This is a genomic window from Gordonia zhaorongruii (assembly GCF_007559005.1).
In the GTDB taxonomy this organism is placed as follows: Bacteria; Actinomycetota; Actinomycetes; order Mycobacteriales; family Mycobacteriaceae; genus Gordonia; species Gordonia zhaorongruii.
Genome location: NZ_CP041763.1, coordinates 3174162 through 3187585, shown reverse-complemented (window position 1 = coordinate 3187585; position 13424 = coordinate 3174162). Strand labels below are relative to the sequence as shown.

At 67.8% G+C, this 13424-nt stretch carries 13 protein-coding genes; 7 read left to right on the top strand and 6 right to left on the bottom strand.

Annotation, left to right across the window (positions count from 1 at the left end):
- Positions 1 to 126 precede the first annotated feature (126 nt).
- Entirely contained in the window at positions 127 to 1368 is a 1242-nt protein-coding gene (gene dinB / locus FO044_RS14720; protein ID WP_143965923.1) for a DNA polymerase IV, read from the top strand.
- 33 nt (positions 1369 to 1401) lie between these two features.
- Here dinB and FO044_RS14715 read toward each other — a convergent pair whose 3' ends face one another.
- Together FO044_RS14715 and FO044_RS14710 are read right to left on the bottom strand one after the other, a co-directional pair.
- Positions 1402 to 3003 carry a glycerol-3-phosphate dehydrogenase/oxidase gene (locus tag FO044_RS14715; RefSeq protein ID WP_143965922.1) on the bottom strand — a complete coding sequence of 534 codons (1602 nt, stop codon included), beginning with the start codon at positions 3001 to 3003 and terminating at the stop codon, positions 1402 to 1404.
- Positions 3000 to 3614, bottom strand: coding sequence for a TetR/AcrR family transcriptional regulator (locus FO044_RS14710; RefSeq protein WP_244945778.1), 615 nt, complete (start codon positions 3612 to 3614; stop codon positions 3000 to 3002). Before FO044_RS14710 ends, FO044_RS14715 begins: the two co-directional genes overlap by 4 nt.
- 43 nt (positions 3615 to 3657) lie before the next feature.
- Between FO044_RS14710 and FO044_RS14705 the strand changes: the two genes are divergently transcribed.
- Positions 3658 to 5259 (top strand): FAD-binding oxidoreductase, encoded by a 1602-nt coding sequence (locus FO044_RS14705; RefSeq protein ID WP_143965920.1) that lies wholly within the window; start codon positions 3658 to 3660, stop codon positions 5257 to 5259.
- The gene (locus FO044_RS14700; protein ID WP_143965919.1) at positions 5256 to 6170 is read left to right on the top strand and encodes a diacylglycerol/lipid kinase family protein; all 915 of its coding nucleotides are present in this window, start codon (positions 5256 to 5258) and stop codon (positions 6168 to 6170) included. Before FO044_RS14705 ends, FO044_RS14700 begins: the two co-directional genes overlap by 4 nt.
- A gap of 103 nt (positions 6171 to 6273) precedes the next feature.
- Here the strand turns inward: FO044_RS14700 and FO044_RS14695 are convergent, their stop codons facing one another.
- Complete coding sequence (locus FO044_RS14695; protein ID WP_143965918.1) at positions 6274 to 7212, bottom strand: quinone oxidoreductase family protein; 939 nt, start codon at positions 7210 to 7212, stop codon at positions 6274 to 6276.
- A 222-nt stretch (positions 7213 to 7434) separates the two neighbouring features.
- Between FO044_RS14695 and argG the strand changes: the two genes are divergently transcribed.
- Positions 7435 to 8850: an argininosuccinate synthase gene (gene argG / locus FO044_RS14690; RefSeq protein ID WP_132992581.1), complete on the top strand. Its 1416-nt coding sequence runs from the start codon at positions 7435 to 7437 to the stop codon at positions 8848 to 8850.
- Positions 8851 to 8964: 114 nt separating this feature from the next.
- Here argG and FO044_RS14685 read toward each other — a convergent pair whose 3' ends face one another.
- Complete coding sequence (locus FO044_RS14685; protein WP_143965917.1) at positions 8965 to 9657, bottom strand: helix-turn-helix transcriptional regulator; 693 nt, start codon at positions 9655 to 9657, stop codon at positions 8965 to 8967.
- An 85-nt stretch (positions 9658 to 9742) separates the two neighbouring features.
- On the opposite strand from FO044_RS14685, the gene folE reads away from it, so the two are divergent.
- From folE to FO044_RS14670, 3 genes are all read left to right on the top strand, one after another.
- Positions 9743 to 10366 carry a GTP cyclohydrolase I FolE gene (gene folE, locus FO044_RS14680; protein ID WP_143965916.1) on the top strand — a complete coding sequence of 208 codons (624 nt, stop codon included), beginning with the start codon at positions 9743 to 9745 and terminating at the stop codon, positions 10364 to 10366.
- A gap of 42 nt (positions 10367 to 10408) precedes the next feature.
- Positions 10409 to 10924, top strand: coding sequence for a DUF2231 domain-containing protein (locus FO044_RS14675; protein WP_222103204.1), 516 nt, complete (start codon positions 10409 to 10411; stop codon positions 10922 to 10924).
- Positions 10925 to 11067: 143 nt separating this feature from the next.
- A complete protein-coding gene (locus tag FO044_RS14670; RefSeq protein WP_143965915.1) occupies positions 11068 to 11472 on the top strand; it encodes a hypothetical protein in 405 nt (134 codons plus the stop codon).
- A gap of 81 nt (positions 11473 to 11553) precedes the next feature.
- Here the strand turns inward: FO044_RS14670 and FO044_RS14665 are convergent, their stop codons facing one another.
- On the bottom strand, positions 11554 to 12651 hold the full coding sequence (locus FO044_RS14665) for an inositol-3-phosphate synthase (protein ID WP_132992577.1): 1098 nt from the start codon (positions 12649 to 12651) through the stop codon (positions 11554 to 11556).
- Positions 12644 to 13291, bottom strand: coding sequence for a PadR family transcriptional regulator (locus FO044_RS14660; RefSeq protein ID WP_143966012.1), 648 nt, complete (start codon positions 13289 to 13291; stop codon positions 12644 to 12646). The genes FO044_RS14665 and FO044_RS14660 overlap by 8 nt, the downstream gene beginning before the upstream one ends.
- Positions 13292 to 13424 lie beyond the last annotated feature (133 nt).

The window sequence follows — 13424 nt, the reverse complement described above, 5'->3', positions numbered from 1 at the left end:
GGCCAGTAGTGCGCTGAGTCATCGGTTCGCATGAGGTCTGCACGGGATCGGCATGACAATTGTCATGCGGTCTGCGCTGGGGTTTCGCGGGGCGGGACTGTCGGACCCAGGTGCCATGATGCGGGCATGAGAGTCGAGCGGGGAGCGCGGGAGCAAGCATCCATTCTCCACGCCGACCTCGACTCGTTCTATGCATCGGTCGAGCAGCGGGATCACCCGGAACTACGTGGCAGGCCGGTGCTGGTCGGCGGTGGGGTGGTGCTCGCGGCCAGTTACGAGGCGAAGGCCGTGGGCGTGCGCTCGCCGATGCCCGGTCATGAGGCCCGCAGGCTGTGCCCCGCCGCAGTCACGATGCCCCCGCGGTTCGACGCCTACATGGATGCTTCACGCGCGGTGTTCGACGTGTTCCACGACATCACGCCGCTGGTGGAGGGCATCTCCGTGGACGAGGCCTTCCTCGACGCCGCCGGACTGCGGAAGATCAGCGGTTCGCCGGTGCAGATCGCCGAGCGGCTTCGCCGGAGGGTCCGGACGGAGGTGGGTCTGCCTATCACCGTGGGGGCCGCCAGCAGCAAGTTCCTCGCCAAGGTGGCGAGTGCCGTCGGCAAGCCCGACGGGTTGCTCGAGGTTCCGGCGGGCGGCGAGCTCGCGTTCCTTCACCCGCTCCCGGTCGGCCGATTATGGGGTGTGGGCGCCAAGACGCAGGCACGTCTGCACGATGCGGGGATCCGCACCGTCGGGCAGATCGCCGAGACCGGCGAGGACCGGATGAGTTCGCTCCTGGGCAAGGGTGCCGGACGGCACCTCTACGCGCTGTCGATGGCACGTGACCCCCGGCGCGTGGAGACGGGCAGACGCCGTCGTTCGATCGGTGCCCAGCGTGCACTGGGGCGGCGTATCAAGGACCGTTCCGAGATCGAGTCGACGCTGCTCGCGATAGTCGATCGTCTCGGCCTGCGGTTACGCACTTCCGAACGGCTCACGCGGACGGTGGTGCTGCGCGTGCGGTTCAACGATTTCGAGTCCGTCACCCGGTCGCGCTCGGTGGCCGAGCCCACCGATTCCACGGAGGTCGTTCTAACGGTCGCGCGCGGCCTGCTCGCGGACGCGATGCCGCTCATCCGCGACCGGGGCTGCAGCTTGATCGGGCTGTCATTGACCAATCTCGCCGGACGTGGTGCGGTGCAGTTGACCCTCCCGTTCGACGAGAGTCCGGCTCCGCCGGGAGGCACGCTCGCGCCGGATACCTCCACCGACCTCGACGCGGCCGTCGATCGGCTGCGGGGACGGTTCGGGCGCGATGCCGTCACCCGGGGTGCGCTGATGTACCGCAATCACGGGGCGGATGCCCCGATGCTGCCGGACTGATGTCCTGGATCGAGGGACGACCGGTCGGCCGCGTCAGGCGAGGGTGTCGACGGCGTGTGCCGCCGAGGGTCGGGCTGCGTCGGCGACCAGTGGCGTCAATGACAGGCGAGTGCGTCGCTCGAGCAGGTCACCGACGGTGACCGCCCCTTCGGCGCATACGCCGAAGGCGAGTTCGGCGCCGGTGATCGATGTGCCGTCCGCAACCGGAGCGGCGAGTGTCGGATCGGAGTCCGCGAGTGCGAGGACGGCGGGTGCCTCGGTGCCGTACTTGGCGACCAGACGTCGCGGCGCGGCGACCTTCGCGAGTGCCGCGGCCGGATCGTTCGCGGCCGGATCCTTCATCGACGGGGCCCCCACCAGTCCAAGCGTGCGCGTTCGGCAGGGCGTCGCCGACAGCCCCGAGGTGGCGAGCGCCGCGTCGACGGCGTCCTCGGCCATCCGCCGGTAGGTGGTGAGCTTGCCGCCGACCACCGTCACCAGGCCGTCATCCCGGGTGAGAACCGCATGCTTCCGGGACACGTCGGACGTCGCACCGGTATCCGAGTCGAGGAGTGGACGCAGACCGGAGAACGTCTCCAGGATGTCGTCGCGGGTCAGCGGAGTGCCGAGCGCCAGATTGACGGTGTCGAGCAGGAAGTCGATCTCCGACTCCTGCGCCTGCGGAACGTCGGGGATCTCGCCGGATGTCTCCTCGTCGGTGAGGCCGACGTAGACGCTTCCGTCCGGCTGCGGGAGGGCGAACACGTACCGGCCGAAGTGCCCGGGGACGGCCACTGTCAGGCCGGCGCGGAGTCCCTGGAAGCTGTCCTGACTCATCACCAGGTGCGTACCTCGGCTGGGGCGCAGCGCGATCGACGAGTCCACCTGCGCCGACCACACGCCGGTCGCGTTGACGACCGATCTGGCGCGCACGTCGAAACTGCGACCGGTCAGTTCGTCGGTCACGGTGACCGATGTTCCGGTCACCTGGTCGGCTCGGGCGTGGGTCAGGACCGTGGCGCCGAGCGAGGCGGCGGTCCGTGCGATGCCGACCACCAGGCGGGCGTCGTCGTTGAGCTGTCCGTCCCAGTTGAGGAGGCCGCCGCGCAGCCCCTCCCGTTTGACGGTCGGGGCCAGTGCCGCCACTTCAGCCGCGGGGATCCGGCCCGACCGGGCGAGCGTCGACGACGGTGTGCGCGCGGCTATCCGCAGTGCGTCTCCGGCGAGGAAGCCCGCACGCGTGATCGCGGCATCGACGAACGACACGTCGTCGAGCAGCGGAACCACTTGCGGCAGCGGATGCACGAGGTGCGGTGCGATGTTCCGGATCAGGGCGTTCCGCTCGACGGCGCTCTCGTAGGCGATGCCGACTGCGGCCGATGCGAGGTAACGGAGTCCGCCGTGCACGAGTTTGGACGACCACCGGCTGGTGCCGAAGGCCAGGTCACGGCTCTCGATTAGCACGGTCGACAGGCCGCGGGACACCGCGTCGAGGGCTACGCCGGCACCGGTTACACCGCCGCCGATCACCACGACGTCGGCCTCGGGTGACTCGGACAGTCGTGCCAGGTCGGCGGTGCGGCGCGCAGGCGACAGGAGCGACGCCGGATCGATCGATGGATGCGACGACAAGTCGTCTGCGGGGCGGCTGCTCATGGGCGAAGGTACCTTTCCAGGAGGTCGGAGAGTTCTGCGTCGAGTTCGTCGATGTTCTCGGGGTCGGTGAAGACGGGCCCGGTCAGTGCGAACGACCACGCCATCTGCAGGACGGTTGTCGCGATGCGACGGGTGTCGCCGGCGCGGATCTCGGCGTTCGCCTGGCCGCGGCCGACCACATCCTCGAGGGCGGCGAGCTGACTCCGCGACGTCCGGCCGGTGCGGGTCAGCAGGTACGGCGTCAGGAACTCCGGATCGAGTTCGATGATGCGCCGCAGTAGCGGGTGGCGGCGTGCTTCGCGGACCAGGTGGACCAGCGTCAGGACCATCGACTGCCGGGTCTCCGGATCGTCGGTGACGGGCGCGGTCGCTGCGATGCGTGTGAACTCACGGGTGGTGACCTGCGCGGCAAGGGTCTCCACATTCGGAAAATGCCGATAGAGTGTGGCGCGCGACACATCTGCGCTCCGGGCGACGTCGGCCATGGTGGTCCGGCGGATGCCGATCGCCGACATCAATGCCGCTGCAGCGTCGAGGATGGTGTCCTCGCTGATGGCGTTGGCCGCCGGGCGTTTGGCCGGTGGCGATTCACTGTTGAGTTGCTGCGACATCACATGTACAACTGTATCAGCATACTTCGACGGAAGGCCGAGAATGACCCAGCGCGAGACCGATGTCGACGTCGTCGACTTCACTCCCGGCAGGTGGGGGAACCCGAACGACCAGATGCAGCTGTCCGAGTCGGTACTGAAGGCACTGACCATGCTGGGCATCGATGAGCCGGCACCGAACCCGGCCGAACTGACGATCCCCGAGTCGCGGCTCGACGCCGACGCGCTCGCCGCACTCGCAACGACCGGGGCGCGAGTCGAGACCGACGACTCCGTGCGCAGCGCCCGGCTCCGCGGATACTCCACGCCGGACCTCCTCAAGTTCCGCGACGGTGACGGCAGCGATGCTCCCGACGCCGTCGTCGTGGCGAACACCGCGGTAGAGGTCGCAGCGGTACTCGCCGTGTGCGACGAGCGCGGCATCGCCCTGAGCCCCTTCGCCGGTGGCACCACGGTGACCGGTGGGCTGGTCCCCGATCGGTCACGGCCGGTGATCAGCCTCGACCTGCGGCAGATGACCGGGCTGGTAGATCTCGACGAGGTCTCGCAGATCGCCACGTTCGCCGCAGGCACCCGCCTGCCCGACGCCGAGCGGTACCTCGCCGAGCGAGGCTTCGAACTCGGGCACTTTCCGCAGTCGTACGAAGGTGCGACGATCGGCGGCTGTGCCGTGACCAGGTCGGCGGGACAGTCGTCCATCGGTTACGGGCGTTTCGACGACATGGTCGTCGGACTGACCCTGGCCACTCCGGGCGGAGTCGCAGAGATCGGCACCGCCCCCAAATCGGCTGCGGGGCCGGACCTTCGGCAGTTGGTACTCGGCAGTGAGGGCACGTTCGGTGTCGTCACGACGGTCCGTGTGCACGTGCACCCGGTGCCCACGGCCCGGCGCTTCTACGGCTGGCACTTCCCCGACTTCACTTCCGGGGCGGCCGCCATGCGGGCGCTCGCCCAGTCGGCTGTGAAGCCGACGGTCCTGCGTCTGTCGGACGAGGCAGAGACCGGACTCAACTTGGCGAACCCGTCGGCGGCGGGGAGTACCTCGGACTCCGCTCCGACCGGCGGCTGCCTGATGGTCGTGGGCTTCGAGGGAGACGACGCCGATGTCGAGTGCCGCGACACGTACGTCACCGCCCGCCTCACGGATCTCGGTGGCACGCCACTCGGCACCGAACCCGGCGAGCACTGGCGTGAAGGCCGCTTCCGCGGCCCCTACATGCGCGATCCGCTGCTCGACGCCGGTGCGCTGGTCGAGACGCTCGAGACCGTGACCTTCTGGTCGAACCTCGAGCAGCTCAAGGCGGACGTCACGGCAGCGGTCACCGGCGCACTCGGCGAGCAGGGCACTCCGGCCGTCGTCATGTGCCATATCTCGCACGTGTACCCGACCGGCGCGTCGTTGTACTTCACCGTCATCTCGAACGCGCTCGAGAATCCGCAGGAGCAGTGGTCGAAGGCGAAATCGGCGGCCAACGCGGCCATCCGTGACGCCGGCGCGTCGATCACCCATCACCACGCCGTGGGCACCGACCACCAGTCGACCTATCTCGAGGAGATCGGCGACGTGCAGGTGAGGGCGCTGCGCGCGGTCAAGGGAGCCCTGGACCCGAACGGCGTCCTCAATCCGGGCATTCTGCTGCCGTGAGCGAACGCAACGGAGAACGGCCCACGGTGACCGCCGTCGTGAACCCGGTCTCGGGCGGTGGCGCCGCGAAACGGCAGTGGCCGGCCGTTGCCGAGGAACTCTCCCGACTCGGGGTCACCGAGGTGACGGTCGTCGAATCGCAGTCGTCCGAGCACGCGACGCAGGTCGGCGCCGAATCCGCGCGCACCGGTGCGCTGACGGTAGCGGTCGGTGGCGACGGTCATGTGCGCGATGTCGCCGAAGGTGTGATGACGGTCCCGGGTGCGCGCCTGGGCATTGCGGCCGCCGGCCGTGGCAACGACCTCACCAGGCACATGGGGCTGCCCCACGATCCGGCTGGAATCGCGGCCTCGATCGCCGGGGGATCGACTCGGTCCATCGACGTCTTCCAGGTGACCCGCCCCGACGGCGGCACGTCGATCGCCGTCGGCAATGTGTACGCCGGCCTCGACTCGGTCGCGACGGAGCTGATCAACCGTCTCCGCTGGATGGGGCCGATCGCCTACCGCGTCGCGCCGCTGCTGGCGGCGGTGCGGTGGAAGCCCGTCACGGCGACGGTCACCGTCGACGGCGAACGGCGGTCGGCGCGTGCGCACATGCTGGTGATCGCCAACTCGGGCGATTACGGACACGGCCTGCGGATGGTCCCGTCCGCGTCCGTGGAGGGCGGCGAGATGCAGATCATGCTGCTGCACGGCGACCGCTCCAAGTACCGGTTGGCGAGCCTGATGAAGCAGGCGAAGACCGGATCGCACGTCGGCCGACCCGAGGTGGACATGCTGACCGCGAACCGGACGGTCGAGTTGTCGTTCGACCGCTCCGTGCCGGTTCACGCCGACGGCGATTACCTGTGCGAACCGCCGGTGACCGTCACCATCGTGCCTGCCGCGCTGCCGATTCTCGTGCCCTGACGAGTCCCTGTTGAACGGTCCTCGCATCACCGACACGTATGCGGCGCCGTCTCGATCCGACGGCCGAGAGCAGTGAGAAACCGGTTGGTGATGCGAGCGTCGGTCATCGCGGAACGGTGAGCACGACCTTGCCTCCGGCGCGCCCGCTCGCGACTAGACGAAGTGCGTCGACGGCGTCTGCCAGCGGGAACGTCCGCGCGATCGGAACCTCAAGTTCGCCGGTCGCGACGAGGTCGATCAGTATGGGGCGCATGGCATCCCGATACGCGGTGCTCCGCGGGTCCAGACCTGCGACGGCGACGATCCCGTGCTCGTCCGCGGCGGCCTTCGCTGCGGCGGTGATGATCCGGGATTGATCGGCCACGAGCTGCAGTGACGCGTGTATCGCCTCATCGGTACCGGTCAGATCGAGTGCCGCCGTGATCTCGCCGTGTGCCGCCGTGCGCAGTCGATCCAGCAGGCCGGAGCCGTAGGGCACCGCATCCGCGTCGAGACGGCGAACGGCATCCAGACGCCGCGGGTTCGCGGTGCCGATCACCCGGACGCCCGCGTGTGCGGCGAGTTGCAGCAGGGTGGCCCCGACCGCGCCGGAAGCACCGTGGACGACGATCGTGTCGCCGCTCGTCGCGCCGCTGCGGTGCAGCATGTCCGCGGCGGTGGTCCCGGCCAGCAACAGACCGGCTGCGGTGATGTGGTCGACGGTGTCCGGCAGCACGAATGCCTTCTCCGCAGGGAGAGTCAGCTCTGACGCGTACCCGCCGTGGACGCGGAAGGCGGCCACCCGATCGCCGACCGACAGCTCGCCGGACCCGCCGACCGCCCCGGGCCCGACCGCCGTCACCACCCCGGCGATCTCGTACCCGACGGGCACGGGGAAGTCGGCCGGGTCGGTCCGGCGCACGTGCTTCAGGTCCGCGGGGTTCACCCCGGCCGCATGGACGTCGACGCGCACCTGTCCTGGCCCGGGAGCGGAGGGCTGGTGCTCGACGAGCACGAATCCGTCGAGCCCGGAAGATGATGCCTGCCACTGCTGAGCTGTCATGACCCGTCAGCGTAGTGAGCGTCCTCGATCGGTTGAGCCGCGACCGATGCGCACGCCGAGGACGCGAGGCGAAACCCACCGTCACGTCGCCGAAGCTCGTACTGCCGGGGCCGACCGCGGGCCGGCCGTATGTCGGACGGCTCCGACGATCTGCGGGAATCCGCGCCCGACCAAACCGACCGGGATTCGTCCCGGCGCCGAACCCTTGTTTAAGCTGGACGTATGTCGAAAGTGTTGAGCTCTCTGCCCACGGGTGAGCGTGTCGGGATCGCCTTCTCGGGCGGCCTGGACACCACCGTCGCCGTCGCCTGGATGCGCGAGAAGGGTGCCGTCCCGTGCACCTACACCGCGGACCTCGGTCAGTACGACGAGCCGGACATCGCGTCGGTGCCCGGTCGTGCAGGTCAGTACGGTGCTGAGATCTCCCGCCTGGTCGACTGCCGTGCGGCGCTCGTCGAAGAGGGCCTCGTCGCGCTGCAGTGCGGTGCGTTCCACATCCGCAGCTCAGGCAAGACGTACTTCAACACCACGCCGCTCGGCCGCGTCGTGACCGGCATGCTGCTGGTCCGTGCGATGAAGGAGGACGGCGTCGACATCTGGGGCGACGGCTCCACCTACAAGGGGAACGACATCGAGCGGTTCTACCGCTACGGCCTGATGGCCAACCCCAACCTGCGCATCTACAAGCCGTGGCTCGACACCGACTTCGTCGAGGAGCTCGGCGGCCGTGACGAGATGAGCCAGTGGCTCACCGAGCGCAACCTCCCGTACCGCGACTCGCAGGAGAAGGCGTACTCGACGGACGCCAACATCTGGGGCGCCACCCACGAAGCCAAGACGCTCGAGCACCTCGACCACGGCCTCGACGTCGTCGACCCGATCATGGGCATCGCCGCTTGGCGCGATGACGTCGAGGTGCCGACCGAGGACGTCTCGGTGCGCTTCGAGCAGGGCCGCCCGGTCGCCATCAACGGCGAGACCTTCGACGACGCGGTGGAGCTCGTTCTGAAGGCCAACGAGATCGGCGGCCGTCACGGCCTCGGCGTCTCGGACCAGATCGAGAACCGCATCATCGAGGCGAAGTCGCGCGGCATCTACGAGGCGCCCGGCATGGCGCTGCTGCACATCGGTTACGAGCGCCTGGTGAACGCGATCCACAATGAGGACACCGTCGCGAACTACCACAACGAGGGCCGCCGGTTGGGTCGCCTGATGTACGAGGGCCGCTGGATGGACTCGCAGGCACTCATGCTGCGTGAGGCGCTGGTCCGTTGGGTCGGCTCGGCCATCACCGGTGAGGTCACCGTGCGTCTGCGTCGCGGCGACGATTACCACTTCCTCAAGACTGAGGGCCCTGCGCTCTCGTACCACCCGGACAAGCTGTCGATGGAGCGAGTCGGCGACGCGGCGTTCGGGCCGGCCGACCGCATCGGTCAGCTGACCATGCGCAATCTCGACATCGCCGACTCGCGCGCCCGCCTCGAGCAGTACGCGGAGCTCGGCATCGTCGGCGGAGCCACTGCGGATCTCGTCGGTGAACTGTCGGTCGGCGGCGCTCAGGCGATCGCGGGCGGCCAGCCCGACGACCCGGCGTCCGAGTCGCTCGACCGCGCGGCGATCGACTTCGGCGTCGACTAGATTCGGATGTCCATCTGAGTCGGACGATCGCCGACTCACCGTGAGAAGCGCATCGCCTCCGGCGGTGCGCTTCTTGCATCTGCGTCGACCGCTGCGTTGCTCCGTGCGGCGGAGTCAGTCAGTGGTGGTACCGATCCGCACGCAGCAGTAGCCATCGCGGGGGTCGAGACGCGCGTGCCGCTGCGGGCACTCGGCCGCGGTGACGAGACCGTCCACGAGGTGGAGATTCATACCGCACACCAGTTGTCTGTGGGTGCGGGCGAGCTTGTGGAACGGGCAGTTGACGAGCGCGATGTCGTCCGCCTCGACGCGCGGCTCGTAACCGCATCGTTCGAGTGTCTCGAGGAGTTGTCGGTCGGAACCTCCTGTCTGGTGGCCGATGTCGTGGCCGAGTTGTGAAGCGAGGCGGGCGAGTACGGTACGGGGCGACTCTCCGCTCGATTCGGCCTCGTCGACAGCTTGTGCGAGCAGCTGGCCGGCGAGCTCGTAGGAGCGTTCGGGCAGGTTCACCCGGATGTCGCGTTCGGCACGTCGATACAGCTTCGCCGGGCGGCCGGCACCGGGTCCGGACCGTCCGGTTCTTCGTTCGAACTCGACGTCGAGCAGCCCGACGTCGGCGAGCTTGTCCAAGTGGAACGCCGCGGTCTGACGGGGGATCTGGAGCGCATCGCTCGCCTCGTCACGCGTGGCGGGGCCGCCCCGGCCGGACACGTAGTCGTAGAGCCGCCTGCGGTTGGGCTCATCGAGGGCGGATACCGCCGCCACATCGATGCTGCGCTGGGGCTCCGGATCGGAGAGTGCGTTCATACCTCTCATTGTAAAACCTATCGGTGTGGTCTAATTGTCTCTATAATCAATGACCATAGGCATTAGTTTTAGAAGGGTCGTACGAATGACCACGACGACGGCGCCGTCGCCCGCGAGGGATGCTCGCGCGGACGTGCAACGGCCGAGTATCGACATCGACGCGGCGGAACAGGCGATTCACCTGCTGTTGGGGGCGCTCGGCCGTGATCCGAGCCAGACGCACCTGAGTGAGACGCCGCGCCGCGTGGCGGGGGCCTTCGAGGAGATGCTCACGCCGCGTGAGTTCGACCTGACGACCTTTCCCAACGAATCCGGCTACGACGAGCTGGTCCTGGTCCGGGACATTCACTTCTCCTCGCTGTGCGAGCATCACCTGCTGCCGTTCCGCGGTGTGGCGCACGTCGGCTATCTGCCGGGGAAACGGATTCTCGGATTGTCCAAACTCGCCCGCGTCGTCGAACTGTTCGCACGCGATCTTCAGGTTCAGGAGCGCCTGACGATGCAGGTCGCCGACTGGCTGGAGGAGAGCCTGCGTCCGCGCGGTGTCGGCGTGCTCATCGAGGCGGAGCACATGTGCATGTCGATCCGCGGTGTACGTGCTCCGGGAACCTGGACCACCACCTCCGCGCTGCGTGGGTTGCTCCGCGAGAGCGGCCCAGCGAGAGGGGAGTTCCTCGAGCTGACGCGCAACCGCAATCGGCCCGGCTGATCGCCGGATCCCTCACCCGTTCCCGTTCACCGAGGAGTCACCATGCCAACCGATATGAGCCAGGCGAAGCAGCCGGTCAGCGCGATGCTCACCGGGCCGTACGGACACCCGTTCCATCCGATGCTGGTGACGGTGCCGATAGGCGCGTGGGTCACCTCCCTCGTCTTCGACGTCGGCTCGTGCATCGTCGACGACCCGGCGTTCCTGAGTCGCGGTGCCCTGTGGCTGATCGCAGTCGGTGTTCTCGGAGCCTTGGCGGCGGCCACGGTCGGGTTCCTCGACCTGCTGTCGATCCCGGTCGGCACCGCTGCTCAGCGCACGGCACTGATCCACATGTCGTTGATGCTGGTGGTCACGCTCGCCTTCGCCGGAAACTTCTGGTGGCGTGCGACTTCCGGCACAGACGGCACCGTCGGTGCCGGGCAGCTATGCCTCACCGTGGTCAGCCTCATCGTGCTGACCGTCGCCGGCGCCCTCGGCGGCAAGCTCGCATATCGGTACGGCGTCCGAGTCGTCGATGAAGCCACTCAGGCTGAGGGCTTCGAACGTCGCGACTGACGGAACCCGTTCGCCTCGGTAGCCCTCGGCATCGAGGCGGCGCGCATCAAGGGGCCCGCAACCCGGCCCCAGCTCTACCCAGCCCAGCCCGTCCGTACCAGCCCGTCCGTACAACCAGCCCTTATATACAAGGAGACAACATCATGGCCATCGTCGCACTCGTCTGCTGGATCATCACCGCCCTCGGCGGGTTCGTCCTGCTCGGCAAATGGATCGCCGGGGGAGGTGCGAAGGCGGGTACCACCAGCAGATTGCCCGCGCCCATCGTGTTCGCGCACTTCCTGCTCGCTGCGGCGGGTCTCGTGCTGTGGATCGTCTACGTGGCCGTCGACGCTGCGGTTCTCGCCTGGATCGCGTTCGCCTTGCTCGTCGTGATCGCCCTCGCCGGATTCGCGATGCTCGCGCGCTGGATCCCGGCGTACCAGGGCGCGGCAGGTACCGAGGATGCTCCCGAGAAGGGGTTCCCGGTAGCCGTGGTCGGCGCGCACGGGGTGGTCGCGGTCGTCACCGTGGTGACAGTCCTCCTCAGCGCTGCCGGCATCGGCTGATCTGCACTTCCTTCGACCGAAACGAACGTGGCCCGGACTCCAGCAAGGAGTCCGGGCCACATTCGCATCCTCAGCTGAGGATCACTCGTCGCCGCCGATGATGAAGGCTTCGAGCTGCTGACGCGCGACGTCGTCGGCGATCTGCTCGGGCGGGCTCTTCATCAGGTAGGCCGATGCCGGGAGGATCGGGCCGCCGATACCGCGGTCCTTGGCGATCTTGGCGGCGCGCACCGCGTCGATGATGATGCCGGCCGAGTTGGGGGAGTCCCAGACCTCGAGCTTGTACTCGAGGTTCAGCGGCACGTCGCCGAAGGCGCGGCCCTCGAGGCGCACGTACGCCCACTTGCGGTCGTCGAGCCATGCGACGTAGTCCGACGGGCCGATGTGCACGTTCTTGTCGTGCACCTTGCCCGACAGCGAACCGGTCAGGTTGCTGGTGACAGCCTGGGTCTTGCTGACCTTCTTGGACTCCAGACGCTCACGCTCGAGCATGTTCTTGAAGTCCATGTTGCCGCCGACGTTCAACTGGTACGTGCGGTCGAGGGCGACGCCGCGGTCCTCGAACAGCTTCGCCATCACGCGGTGGGTGATGGTTGCGCCCACCTGGCTCTTGATGTCGTCGCCGACGATCGGGACACCGGCGTCGGTGAACTTCTTGGCCCACTCGGGGTCGGAGGCGATGAACACCGGCAGGGCGTTGACGAAGGCCACACCCGCGTCGATCGCGCACTGCGCGTAGAACTTGTCGGCTTGCTCCGAGCCGACCGGGAGGTAGCTGACGAGGACGTCCACGTCAGCGTCCTTGAGAGCCTTCACCACGTCGACGCCTTCGCCATCGGCCTCGGTGATGGTCTCCTTGTAGTACTTGCCGAGACCGTCGAGGGTCTGACCGCGCTGGACGGGGACGTTCAGCGGCGGGACGTCAGCGATCTTGATGGTGTTGTTCTCGCTGTTGTTGATCGCCTCGGCGAGGTCGAAGCCGACCTTCTTGGCGTCGACGTCGAACGCAGCGGCGAACTCGACGTCGCGGATGTGGTAGCCACCGAACTTGACGTGCATCAGGCCGGGAACGACGGCGTTCTCGTCTGCGTCCTTGTAGTACTCGACGCCCTGCACCAAGGATGAGGCGCAGTTACCCACGCCGACGATGGCCACGCGCACTTTGTTGGTTTCACCCATGGTCGGGCTCTCCTTCTTTCTGTGACGGTACGGCGGACTGCTGTACCGCCGACTTCTTCTCTTCTGCGATGCCGCCACCGGTTTCCGATGGATCGGCATTGAGTTCTGTGGACTCCGCCGACACTTCGTCGGCGATCAGTTTGTTGAGCCACTGGACCTCGCGCTCGGAGGTCTCCAGGCTCAACTCGTGCATCTGTCGCGTGTAGCGGTCGGTGGCCGGAGCCGAACGGCCGAGCATCTCGCGGATGCTCTCCCGGCGTTCCTCCACCTGACGGCGACGGCCTTCCAGGATCCGCATCCGCGCGACGGCCGGCGTGCGGCTGAAGAATGCGAGATGCACACCGAACCCGTCGTCCGTGTAGTTCTGCGGTCCGGTGTCGGCGACCAGTTCGCTGAACCGGACTTCGCCCGCCCGGGTGAGCCGGTACACGCGGCGGCCGCGCCGGACCTTGGAGCCGTGCGGCGTATCGGTCTCGTCCTCGGCGATCAGGCCGTCGGCCCGCATCCGCCGCAATGTCGGGTACAGCGACCCGTACGAGAAGGCACGGAACGCGCCCAACAGTCCGGTGAGCCGCTTGCGCAGTTCGTAACCGTGCATCGGGGACTCGAGGAGGAGTCCGAGGATCGCCATCTCGAGCACGTCGATCCCCTTTCGATGCGTTGTGTCGGCTAGATGCAGCACTAAATGTATCGCATCGATATAGCCATCAACCAACCGAAGGCTGCTGGGACGACTTTGATCTCGATCACAGCGGCCATGAGCCGGTCCGCGT

Excerpts from the sequence above, each read along its gene's own strand:
- FO044_RS14665 (WP_132992577.1), bottom strand. The coding sequence starts at position 12,651 with ATGGGTGAAACCAACAAAGTGCGCGTGGCCATCGTCGGCGTGGGTAAC.
- FO044_RS14705 (WP_143965920.1), top strand. The coding sequence starts at position 3,658 with ATGACCCAGCGCGAGACCGATGTCGACGTCGTCGACTTCACTCCCGGC.
- argG (WP_132992581.1), top strand. The coding sequence starts at position 7,435 with ATGTCGAAAGTGTTGAGCTCTCTGCCCACGGGTGAGCGTGTCGGGATC.
- FO044_RS14715 (WP_143965922.1), bottom strand. The coding sequence starts at position 3,003 with ATGAGCAGCCGCCCCGCAGACGACTTGTCGTCGCATCCATCGATCGAT.
- FO044_RS14675 (WP_222103204.1), top strand. The coding sequence starts at position 10,409 with ATGCCAACCGATATGAGCCAGGCGAAGCAGCCGGTCAGCGCGATGCTC.
- dinB (WP_143965923.1), top strand. The coding sequence starts at position 127 with ATGAGAGTCGAGCGGGGAGCGCGGGAGCAAGCATCCATTCTCCACGCC.
- FO044_RS14710 (WP_244945778.1), bottom strand. The coding sequence starts at position 3,614 with ATGTCGCAGCAACTCAACAGTGAATCGCCACCGGCCAAACGCCCGGCG.
- FO044_RS14670 (WP_143965915.1), top strand. The coding sequence starts at position 11,068 with ATGGCCATCGTCGCACTCGTCTGCTGGATCATCACCGCCCTCGGCGGG.
- FO044_RS14685 (WP_143965917.1), bottom strand. The coding sequence starts at position 9,657 with ATGAACGCACTCTCCGATCCGGAGCCCCAGCGCAGCATCGATGTGGCG.
- folE (WP_143965916.1), top strand. The coding sequence starts at position 9,743 with ATGACCACGACGACGGCGCCGTCGCCCGCGAGGGATGCTCGCGCGGAC.
- FO044_RS14695 (WP_143965918.1), bottom strand. The coding sequence starts at position 7,212 with ATGACAGCTCAGCAGTGGCAGGCATCATCTTCCGGGCTCGACGGATTC.